This window comes from Echinicola marina (genome assembly GCF_020463795.1).
Classification (GTDB): domain Bacteria; phylum Bacteroidota; class Bacteroidia; order Cytophagales; family Cyclobacteriaceae; genus Echinicola; species Echinicola marina.
Genome location: NZ_CP080025.1, coordinates 2,579,014 through 2,590,819, shown reverse-complemented (window position 1 = coordinate 2,590,819; position 11,806 = coordinate 2,579,014). Strand labels below are relative to the sequence as shown.

The 11,806-nt window shown below is 39.2% G+C and carries 7 protein-coding genes; all 7 read right to left on the bottom strand.

From position 1 onward, the window contains the following. Positions 1 to 313 precede the first annotated feature (313 nt). Positions 314 to 1,948 (bottom strand): RagB/SusD family nutrient uptake outer membrane protein, encoded by a 1,635-nt coding sequence (locus tag KZP23_RS10815; RefSeq protein ID WP_226336249.1) that lies wholly within the window; start codon positions 1,946 to 1,948, stop codon positions 314 to 316. Positions 1,949 to 1,966: 18 nt separating this feature from the next. Continuing rightward, complete coding sequence (locus KZP23_RS10810) at positions 1,967 to 2,428, bottom strand: hypothetical protein (RefSeq protein ID WP_226336248.1); 462 nt, start codon at positions 2,426 to 2,428, stop codon at positions 1,967 to 1,969. A gap of 8 nt (positions 2,429 to 2,436) precedes the next feature. Beyond that, on the bottom strand, positions 2,437 to 5,211 hold the full coding sequence (locus KZP23_RS10805; protein WP_226336247.1) for a SusC/RagA family TonB-linked outer membrane protein: 2,775 nt from the start codon (positions 5,209 to 5,211) through the stop codon (positions 2,437 to 2,439). Positions 5,212 to 5,304: 93 nt separating this feature from the next. Further along, positions 5,305 to 6,351, bottom strand: coding sequence for a FecR family protein (locus KZP23_RS10800; protein WP_226336246.1), 1,047 nt, complete (start codon positions 6,349 to 6,351; stop codon positions 5,305 to 5,307). Positions 6,352 to 6,488: 137 nt separating this feature from the next. Then, the gene (locus KZP23_RS10795) at positions 6,489 to 7,148 is read right to left on the bottom strand and encodes an RNA polymerase sigma factor (protein ID WP_226336245.1); all 660 of its coding nucleotides are present in this window, start codon (positions 7,146 to 7,148) and stop codon (positions 6,489 to 6,491) included. Between the two features lie 212 nt (positions 7,149 to 7,360). Then, positions 7,361 to 8,668: a DUF3472 domain-containing protein gene (locus KZP23_RS10790; protein WP_226336244.1), complete on the bottom strand. Its 1,308-nt coding sequence runs from the start codon at positions 8,666 to 8,668 to the stop codon at positions 7,361 to 7,363. An 11-nt stretch (positions 8,669 to 8,679) separates the two neighbouring features. Then, on the bottom strand, positions 8,680 to 11,793 hold the full coding sequence (locus KZP23_RS10785) for a glycoside hydrolase family 2 TIM barrel-domain containing protein (RefSeq protein ID WP_226336243.1): 3,114 nt from the start codon (positions 11,791 to 11,793) through the stop codon (positions 8,680 to 8,682). Positions 11,794 to 11,806 lie beyond the last annotated feature (13 nt).

The following is an 11,806-nucleotide window of genomic DNA, read 5'->3' as shown; positions in this document are numbered from 1 at the left end:
GCAACAAAGAAACATATTTCAGTCATTATCGCACACTTTTGTGTAATTATAACACACATCAAAAAGATTCAACAAAAACAAAGGACTCACTTTAAAATCACTGCACCGAATGAAGATTGAATATTTGAAAAATTAGGAACAAGTAATTTCTTGAACCCCTTATCAAATAAGTATCAATATTATCATCACCAGAAGGAAACTTTTGCTATAAGACCAGCTAGCCAGAAATCCCTTCTATTCGGACCTAGCGCCGAAAAAAACAAAAAAGGCCACTTTTGATTCAAAAGTGGCCTTTTAGGTCATACTTAATAGTTTAAGGGTTTTGAGTCAAACCATCATGAACCAATAATTGTGCCTCTGGAAGGTATTCAATTATCGCATTATCATTTGGTGAAACACTAGAAACTGGTGAATTTCCTGCCAAATGTGTTCCTGGATATGCCCTATCCATAGTTCGGTTATTTCGGAACACATCAATTTTTCTATGTCCTTCATAAGCTAATTCCAACTGTCTTTCCTCTAGGACTACATCTAAAACAGTCTCGTCTCCTAAATTGTCCATAGAATACAATCCCGACTCAGGAATACCTGCACGCGCTCTAATCAAATTCACATCTTGAAGAGCTAAACCTGTATTGCCCAGCTTTGCATTGGCCTCGGCTCTGTTCAAGTAAACCTCTGCCAATCTAGAAATCACAGGTGACCACAAATGCGTTTGCTCTTCCTGTCCCGAGCATTTCAATACATAATATTTAGGATATCCATTTCGTACATCTAATTTATGGTCTATAAGTACTTTTTTAGCTCCTTCCTCTGTTTGGATAAAGTAATTGAAGCCCCCATTGCCATTTGCTGTTTTGTCCAAGGTGATTTGCTGTCCCTCTTCTTCATATGTATAATCATCACCATTTTTACTGACAACTTTCCAGTTATATTTATTGGCGTTATCTACATACAGTGCCCAGGTAACCTCTTCATCCAATACCACTGGACGGATAAATTGATAACGCTGATCCATTGGATATTCACGTACCAACTCAAGATATGGTCTTGAGGCATACATTTCCCCCCAACCACTACCATCTATATTGGCGTATAGAGAGCCAATGGTATAAAAACCATTGTTTGCATAATCTGCATCTTTGACAAATTTGATAGCGAAGATGGTCTCAGAATTATTCTCCGGAGCCATTTTAGGATAATCTACTAATTTCTCCGTAGGGAGCAAGCTGAATTTACCAGAATCAATCACCTTATTGGCATACTCAACAGCTTTTTCATTATTTTCCTGATAAAGATAAACTCTTGAAAGCAATGCCCAAACAGCTTCTTTACTGGCGTAAATATTGGTTTTCTCCTCAGTAAACAGCTTTTCGGATTTTAATAAATCAGCCAATATTTGGTCATAGACTTCACCTACCGTAGAGCGCACAGGGTGCTCCAAATGGTCTCCGTCCAGTTTTAATGGCACACCTTCATTCTCCCTACCTTGAACATATGGACTTCCAAACAGGTTAACCAACTGAAAATGCATCAATGACCTGATATAGTAATTTTCTACCAAAAGCTGATCATCCTTGTCAGATGCTCCTTCTGACAAGGCTTCGATCACCTTATTTGCCCCTACAATAATATAGTAGGAGTTTTTCCAGAAACCCGCTACAGTGGATCCGTTAGGCACGCGCTGGTAGTTATAGGAAAAGAAAAATGGATTGGTTGTCATACCACTCAGGGCTACATTGTCAGAGGGGTATTCGAACAACCTGTGCCAATCTGTACTCCAAGCCTTCATTCTACTGTAGGTTCCTAAAGTAACTGACTCTGCACTTGTCTCTGAATTGGTCAGTTCATCTGAAGTAATGGAATCATAAGGATTCCTATCAATATTACAGGCAGACAGGGCCATGACCATGATCCCAATCCAATATGTATTTTTTAAGTTTTTCATCTTCTAAATTCGTTTCGGTTAGAAAGAAAGGTTTACGCCCAAAGAGATTCTTCTTGGCAATGGATATGGCGATGAATTATTTCCGTTCAATGCTGCTTCCGGATCGAGTCCTGAATAATCCGTAATGGTAAATAAGTTATCCACGGCAATGTAGGCACTCAAGGAGCTCAACTTCCAAGCATCTGTAATTGCCGTAGGGATATTGTATCCCAAAGTCACATTTCTTAACCTCAAATAACTTGCATCTTCCAAATACCTGGATGAAGCTTTATGGGCATTATTATTACCGCCATACATTGGTTGAGGATGGGTGGCATTTGGATTTTCCGGGGACCATCTGGACCATCCATCCTGTAATTGCATGAAATTATATGTAGGATAAGCGCCATCACTGTCAAACATCTCTCTGGCGACGTGATACACCATGGCCCCTTTAGAGTAAGCAAAGGCAGCTGTCAAGTATACGCCTTTGTAGCTCATAGACGAATTCAAACCGCCAAAGAAATCAGGGGTCGCCGTGCCGACTTTCTGCAGTGAAGCAGAAGCATATTTTCCAGTAGTTCCGATTTCTCCTGTAGCAGGATCAACCGTTTCCAAAGTGGAGTCCCGTCTACAGGGTTTACACCGGCCCATTCTCTCATGTACCAAGTATCAATATCTTCACCTACCTGAATGATCTTTTGGCCTGATATCTGGCTCTTTCCTCCATACAGTTCGGTAATCTTATTCACATTCCTTCCTATATTAAAGTCCAGCCTCCAATTGAACCCAGTAGGATCAGCCAATACATCTGCGCCCAAAGTAAATTCAATACCTCTATTCCTCACGCCACCGATATTGTCATAATAACCATCATAACCTGAAATATTAGGCAATGGCACAAAGTGAAGCAAACCACTGGTGCTTTTGTTATAAACTTCCAAAACACCATCAAACTTCTCTATCAAACCAAACTCCAGACCGATATTGCTATCATAAGTCTTTTCCCATGTAAGGTCATCGTTTCCTAATGTAGACGGAACTGCAGCAGGATCCCCTCCATATTGCGCTTTCAAAGAATATAATTCATACTGTGGATATAAGGATGAAGGAGTATTCCCCACACCACCATAAGCAGCTTTTAATCTCAAATAATCAAAAGCATCACTTTTAAAGAAGGCTTCTTTATGAATATTCCATGAGGTACTGATCGCAAAAAAGTTACCGTACTTGTGGTTATCGCCAAATCTCGATGCACCATCCCTTCTAAATGACAACTGTGCATTGTACTTGTTTTTATAACCGTAGTTTACATTCATCAAAATTGACTGGAATGCATAGTCATTTTTGGTACCGCTAATGGTGGCTGGCTCTGAAGTATTATCAATGATCGTAGCACCAGGCACTATACCTTTACCTATTGCGCCTAATCCATTGTAGACATAGTCACTATACTCATATGCTGCCAAAGCATTAATGAAATGATCATCAAAACTCTTGGTATAAGAAAGCATCTGGTTAGAGAACCTGGTGATCCTCTTCGCCATCGAGTTATTTACTCTTCCATTATCTGCAAAGCCGGCATTGGATCTTGGATCCACATAGCTCAGTGACTCTGAGTTATAATAGGTAATATTATTGGTTGAAATGAAAGAAAGTTCATCCGTAATATCATACTGAAAATCCATATTGGCTAGGATATTAAAGGTCGCATTATCCGAATAATTCCACTGCAAGTCATAAAGGTAATTGCTGTTATCCCTGCCATACCAAGTAACATCGCCCATCTGTGGATTTACAGGATTTCCTTCTTCATCATAAGGATTGTCCCAAGGAAGATTTCTGTACATATCATAGATACTATGCTGTCTATTATCTGTAGAAGTATAGGTAGCAGCTAATTTAGGCTTAAAAGTCAACCTATCAGAAAGGTCATAATCTACATTTAACCTACCAGATAGTCGCTCGTATGTAAAACCTTTGACCGAGCCTTCTTCTTTGAAATAATTACCTGTGGCATAAACTCTAGCCCTTTCAGAAGTTCCAGTATAAGAAAGGTTGTAATCCTGAACCATTCCGGTCTGGGTTCCTATATCCAGCCAATCTGTGTCAGTTCCCAAAAGGTCTTCATTATAATATTCAGGAATGGCATTTTGATTAGGGAATTGCCCCCATAGATCATACAGTTCTTGGGAATCAGAAATTTTAAATCCTCCAGAATTGAAGGTTGAAACCCCTGTTTTTGCGCTGATGTTTATGGAACTCACATCTGCACCTTTGGCAGCTTTGGTAGTGACCACTACAACACCATTAGCACCTCTAGAGCCGTATAATGCAGCAGAAGCGGCATCTTTAAGCACAGAAATACTCTCCACGTCTGCAGGGTTAAGGTTAGGCGTTCCATGCCAGATTACACCATCTACCACCCAAATTGGGTCCACTGAAGATCGTATAGAATTTTTCCCTCTAATTCGGATTGTTGGCTGAGAACCCGGAGCACCACTATTGGTGGCGATATCCACACCGGCCAATTTTCCTTGTAGCATATTGCCAATATTAGGAGAAGACACATCTTTGAGCTGATCACCATCCAACACCGCAATAGAACCGGTAAGGTTTTCTCTCTTTTGGGTAGTATATCCTGTTACGACTACCTCATCCAAACCTTGGGTATCTTCTTCCAGTATAATTTCTAAATTAGAGGCATTTCCTACGGCTACTTCCTTGGACTTAAAGCCTATAAAAGACACTTGAAGCACGGCATCATCAGGTATGCCCACAAGAGAGAAAGTACCATCAAAATCAGTAATAGTACCTTTAGTGGTTCCTTTAACCAAAATACTTACTCCTAGCAATGGTTCCCCAGTAGCGTCTAATACAGTTCCTTTTACATCCTTCAAAACAGCAGGAGCAACTTCAGCTTCTTGTGGAGCCAAAACATGAACGGTTTTATTGATCTGCTTAAACCTGAATCCATAATCACTGCCCAATTTTTGAAGGACCTTTTCCAGGCTCTCCTTCTTGGCTGCAATTGAAACTCTTTTGGATTCTATCTGGTCATTATATGTAAAATGAAACCCGGTTTTTCTTTCGATTTCCTCTACGACATTCTTAAATGGTTCATCTACAAATTCCACAGACAAGATCATTTTATCCAGATCGTTTTGCCTCAGCGAAGTACCTTTATGGGCATACTCTTCTGCTTGCAAAGGAGATAACACTACCAATAAGGACATCGTCCAAATGGCAGCAACTCCCAGTTTTTTAAATAAATTATGCATCATAGTTTTTAAAATTATTAATTGCTTAACTGTAAGCTTCCTGGTCTCTCATCAGAAAAGACCATTGGATCATTTTAGGTTTTAATCTCTCAGGGTTTATATTTTGAAAATGGTCACTTTTTTATTTTCGATCTTATATTTAAAATTCTCAGAATAGGAGAGTCCTTTTAACACATTGTCCAAGATTTCATTTTCATACCTCCCGTTTATTCCTCCCTTGAACTTTACATTATCTTCTACTTGTATTTTGACATCATACCATTCTTCTAAAATCTTAAAGACTTCTTTATGGTCTGTATTCTCAAATTTTATAATACCGTCTTTCCAGCCCATCACTTCCTCGGGATCAAATTTCACCTTAACCAATTCGTTATCTGATTTCCTATAGCTCACCATTTCTAGAGGACTAAGTTGCTCTATCATACCATCAGCTGTAATCACTTTTACCTTCCCACTTAGAAGAGCAACTTTCTGTGCTTTATTTTCGGGTTTATTATTTACATCAAAGGAAGTCCCCATCACTTTGATTTGTAAATCACCGGCAGCAACTACAAAGGGAAGCTCCTCATTATGTTCCACATCAAAAAAAGCCTGACCGATAAGCTTCACCTCTCTTAAACTATCTGAAAAACTTTCCGGAAAGGAAATTGAACTGTTGGAATTGAGTTTCACCAGTGAACCATCTGGAAGATGGAAAGTCATTTTAGTGCCTGCCTTACTGCTTTTGGTTAGCCATTCTATTTTTTCATTTTTTATTTCTGAAGGAGTTTCTGGTTGAAAATCCAATGTCAGCAACCCTAAAAACAAAGTAACCAAGACCAAAACAGCTGCTACCCTATTGGCCATCAAAAAATCTAATAAAACATAAGCGCTTGATCTTTCCGTCAATCCATCTTTTGTCTTATTGTGGTGCCTGATGATCCTATCAAGAATCAGTTCGCTGTCATCTTCATCAATTTCAAAAGTCCTCAACGTCAAACCCTGAACACTCTCTTTTGCCCGTTTCATCAGATTGGCCTTGCCCGGATTTTTCTGGAGCCAATTAGACCAATAACGATCCGACTCATGATCAGGCGCCATTATCCATTGAACAAAATGTTCATTAAGTAAAAAGTCTTTTTCCGTTTGAGGATCAAATTGCATATGAAAATGTATTCTTTATTACGTTTGTATTAATAAAGAGACACACCTGCATCAAAAGACCACTAATTGAAATATTATTTTTTACAATTTATTTCAATTAATAATACTAAAACTTACGTTAACAAACTTTTAACACACTAGAAAAGAAAAGATATTAGGAAAATAAGGGACAATAAACTTCTCTTGAATGGACGTAGTTTATCTGAAAGTTTATTAAGAATCCGATAGAGCATCGTTCTCACCGTTTTGGCATTTGCAAGATCCAGCATTTCCGCTATTTCTATATAGCTTAGGTTTTCGAAAAATCTAAGGTTTAAAATCTCCCTTTGACGGGCAGTCAATTCATTACAGGCATTTTGAACCATCTCTTTTTGCTTTGCATTCAGAAGTGCATCCATGGCAAAATGATCCTCATCTACTAAAAAATAAAAAGATTCCCCATCTTCTTCCTCATCAACATACTTCCTTTCCCTTTTAAGAGACCTGAGAAGCACCCTCCTAAAACTTGAAAAAAGGTAAAACTTAACGGATTGGGCTACTCCAAGTTGATCTTTCTGATCAACCAGCTTAAAAAAAACATCCTGTATGGCATCCTTAATCAATACTTCATTGGATGTAAACTGTCTACCGTAGGTAAACAACTTATTGGAATAGGCACGATATATTTTTGATAGTGCTGCATTGCTCCCTTTTAAAAAAGCTATCCATAATTCAGTTTCAGCATACTCCTGAATCACCGGAATTTCCTTTTTTATTTCGGAAGTCTTCTCCTCATAAAGCCTATTCAATACCGTCATTAAACTTGTAATTGCCTACTTCACTTTTCAATAATGGCCGTAAAAGTAAAAAAATAAATTTTCGTATCAATTTCTTTTATCACAAAAACACTCACAACCTTTACATTCAATAGACAAAACTTTGCATTTTATTATTTCAGCATATTATTTGGCAAACAAAAGCCCCCAACCGAAAGGCAGGGGGCTCCAAGTTTTTGCTATCGAAACGGCTTTTAATCCAAGCTTGAAAAATCAATTTCCGGCTGATTACCCGTAGCTTCTCTTGTATGCATACTATTTAAATCAACCATTTCATTAAAGAATCCTCCATTTCTCATAAAGAAGACTCCGTTTTCCTCTCCACCAGCAAAATCCTGCCTGTAGCCTCTCCTGGCAATATCATCACCAGTAAATTTAGCTTCTGTAAGCTCTATCCAATTCCCTTCGGTATCCATTGCCCATTGGTTCGCATAAAGTCCTTTTCTGCCTATATAGCCATTACTGTCTCTGAAATTTTCCAGAAATGAATGTGGTCGCTTATACCATGTATCTGTTTTAGGCCTCAAGAAACTGGCGATCAACTTCCACTCTCCTACCTCTGGAGCAAAGAAATAAGCCGTATAAATAGTATTTCCATTGCCATCTGGCTCAACAGAGTTAAGGAACTTATAGGTATTTCCTGTGATCCATTTGTACCTGAAAAAGCTCTGTCCACCGGACCCTTCATTTCCAAACTCACCTGTATTAACCCCCTCTCCCTTTTTCAACAATTTGATTTGTTGGTCTTCAGGAATTTCATCTGGATTATTGGTATGAAAGGGACTCCAAACCGAAAACAGCACCCTTCTTTCATCATCGGAATTGGCCTGCATGCCAAAATAACCTTCCCCAAATCCATTGGCCATATAATAGGATCCATTAGGGTCTTCACCTTCAGGAACGGTCACCTCATTATAAAACCATTTGAAATCTTTGTCCTTAGGCAATGTATAGGACAAGTGAACAGAAGGACCTCTTCTACCCCAGTAAAAGCGATTACTTTCATTATCCTTTACATAGGTAATCTCCAAATCATTTTTTGTTCTTACAATAAGGGACTTTAGTGAAGGGAAAGTCGCTCCTGCTTTAGACAGCCCTTGAACATCCACTTGGGCATAACCTGCAGGAAGTTCAAACAAGCCCACACTCACGGTATCTTCAGCTCCTGCCTCCAAAGCAATAGTTTGGACAGTTTCCCCTACAGTCACCTGCAATTCACTAGAAGACTCCCTACTATCCAATACCAATTGCAATAAAGCCTTTTCAGCTTGGGGTAATTTAAAATAAGTACTTAGCACGGCCTCTTCGTTGGTCCAGTCCTCAACAGCACCACTTCTTCTACTGATTTTTGCACCTTCATAGCCTGATGTCACATAAGTATTCCCTCCCACTGGAATAGATACTTCTGACAAATATTCCTTCTCAATTTCTTCCAAGGAAACATTATTGCAGGCCATCAGGCCTGCAATAAATGATACAGTTAAAAAACTTTTAAATCTCATAGCTCTTCAGTTTATTTTTGGATTGGTTCGATGATATAGCTATATGCATAATCTTGGTATAACACCCTGTACTCTTCCAATGCAATAGAGCCCCAACTGTTGATACCAGCCACACCCATTTGGATATGATCTACATGTAGATAGGTAAATCCGCTTGGCTCTAACTCGCCAGAGTGAATGTTTTTCTTTTCCTTACCAGGATATAACTGATCAATGCTATAAGGCAATGCACTTACATTCAACAAGTCTCCGACTGCAGAGATTTTAACCCCTTGCTTTCCTGACTTGGTCACTTTTGCCCATCTCACATCAGTTTTGTTTCCTGACTCTTGCGGACGTACATAAGGATGATACTGCTCAAGTACACTTCCCTCATAAAGACCTACTTGCGAACTGTATTTCCTATCTTCATAACTCTCCCAAGGACCTCTACCATACCAAGCAAAATGATCCAATTCACCTGGAAGCTTCAAGTCAGTTCCTAACTTCAACAATAACTCATGCTCACCCTTGATGGCCTTGAAGTCATTGTCCACCTTGATTTTTCCATCATTGTCAAAACTGTAAATTTGAATGAAAGAAGCATCCCCCTTCAACACATCGTATACTACGGTAACTTGATAAGTATCTTCCACGGCTTTATGCGCTATACTTTTCAGCTGAGCGATATCACCATTGAGGTAATCATAGTTTTTACTTCTTCCACCACCAAAGTCATTATCTACCAAAGGACGGAAAAGTGACAAACTTGGACCATCCACAATAAGTGCTTTCTTTTTGAAAGTGTAGTCATGGAACTGTCCTGTAGTCTTATCAAATACAACAGAGAAGTTTTTGTTATTGATAGTAAGGTTATTGCCTTCCTCATTCACTTCTACTACAGCTGCCACTGGCTCAAAAGTCGCCAAAACTGGAGCAGTCAATGCAAACTCTTCTTCAGCCAATAAAGTACCAGGAGCCATTCTTCCTTCTTCTTCAATGATCTTACCTTCGATCTGAAGCCTGTACTCTGCGGATTCATCCGTATTTAATTCAAATGGCAAATCAACAGTCATGGTTTGCCTTGGAGCCAAAGCAAATGCCCCAACATTTTCACGCTTAATCTCTTCGCCATTTTTCAATAAAATAGCCTCAAATTCATAGTTAGCTATATCTCTAAAGAAATACTCGTTGAAAATCTCCAGCTTACCAGCTTTGGTCAACTTAAACGAGACTTCTTGATGTACTCTTCTAACTTCATAGGCATGTGGATTCCATCTTCTATCCGGCATGATTACCCCATTGATCAAGAAGTTATCATCACTTGGAGTTCCTTCAGGTCCCCAATCACCACCATAACCAAAGACAGTCTTACCATCTTTTTCTAGATAAATACCTTGGTCAACCCAGTCCCAGATATAACCACCTTGCAAGCTTGGATACTTTTTGATCACTTCCCAGTACTCCTTGAAGTTACCTAAGCTGTTCCCCATTGCATGGGCATATTCACTCATGATAAATGGTCTTGGAGGATTACTTTGTGCATATCTCTCCATGGATTTTGGATGCGGATACTGTGGTACGATGATATCAGTGTTCCACTCATAAGTTGATCTTTCATACTGTACCGGACGTGAAGGGTCATAAGCTTTGATCCAGTCATAAGCTTTATAGAAGTTATAACCATTACCTGCCTCATTTCCCATACTCCAAGCTACCACTGAAGGGTGGTTTTTATCTCTGAAAACCATTCTTTTGATTCTCAAAAGGTGCGCATGTTCCCATTCAGGAGCGTTACCCAAAGATCTCTCTGGGCTATAATACATACCGTGTGATTCAATATTGGCTTCATCGATTACATAAAAACCATATTTATCACATAGCTCATACCAATATGGATCATTAGGATAATGTGAAAGCCTTACAGCATTCATGTTCAGCTCCTTCATGATGCGAACATCAGTTTCCATCTGCTCTCTGGTAATCACATGATGCGTCTCAGGATGTGACTCATGACGGTTTACCCCTTTGAACAAAACAGGCTTACCATTCACCAAAAACTGATTTCCTACCACCTCATAAGTTCTGAAACCTACATTTTGGCGGATCACCTCCACAGCTTCACCTTCTTCATCTGCCAATACCAATTCCAATTCATATAAAGTTGGAATCTCTGCAGACCAAGCATCCACATTATCAATCTCAGTAGCAAAATTCAAAACGGTCTTGCCTAGCTTTCTCTTAAGCCCTGTGGTTTTTTGGGACTTTTCATAAATCAAGTTACCATGTTGATCAAAAAGCTTAGCAGTAACGGTATGCTCTCCTTGAGAAGCATCGGTCCTATTCCAAAGATCAACCGTTACGTTCAATTTCCCATCTCTATAATTATTGGTCAATGGGCTTTTTACAAACAAGTCATAAAAATGAACCTTTGGTCTGCTGTACAAATAAACATCCCTTTCTATTCCTGAAATTCTCCAGAAATCCTGTGCTTCCAAATAAGAACCATCATGCCATCTTCTCACCTCAATGGCAATTAGGTTTTCTCCAGCCTTCACATAATCAGTAAGCTCAAATTCTGATTCTAGCTTACTGTCTTCACCAAGACCTACATATTCACCGTTCACATACAGTCTAAAAGCTGATTTTACGGCTCCTAAATGAATAAAAACCTGTTCATCTTCCCAGCCCTCTGGTAAGGCAATGGTCCTACGGTAAACACCCGCTGGATTGGTTTCATGCTCGATATAGGGTGGATTTGGATTTTTCACTGCAAATTCAAATGGATGATTCACATAAATTGGTGTACCATAGCCATTGAATTCCCAGTTGGCAGGCACTTTAAAATCATCCCAGCCGGCATCATCAAAATCTACCGATTCAAAGTTTTGCGGAAGCTTTTCATAATGATCGGCCCATAAAAACTTCCAAGTTCCATTTAGGTCAAAAAACCTTTTGGAAGCAGTTTTATCATTCTCTTGGGCCAATTCTTCATTTTCAAATGGAAAATACGAGGACCTCATCGGCAACCTATTTTCCTCCTGTACATTGGGGTTTTCAAATATAGGGTCAGCTTTCTTTTCCTGTGCAAATCCAGTATGCACCAGCGTCATCACGCACAAAGCTGTGGTAACTAAGGACTTCATGAAGTTCAAAATT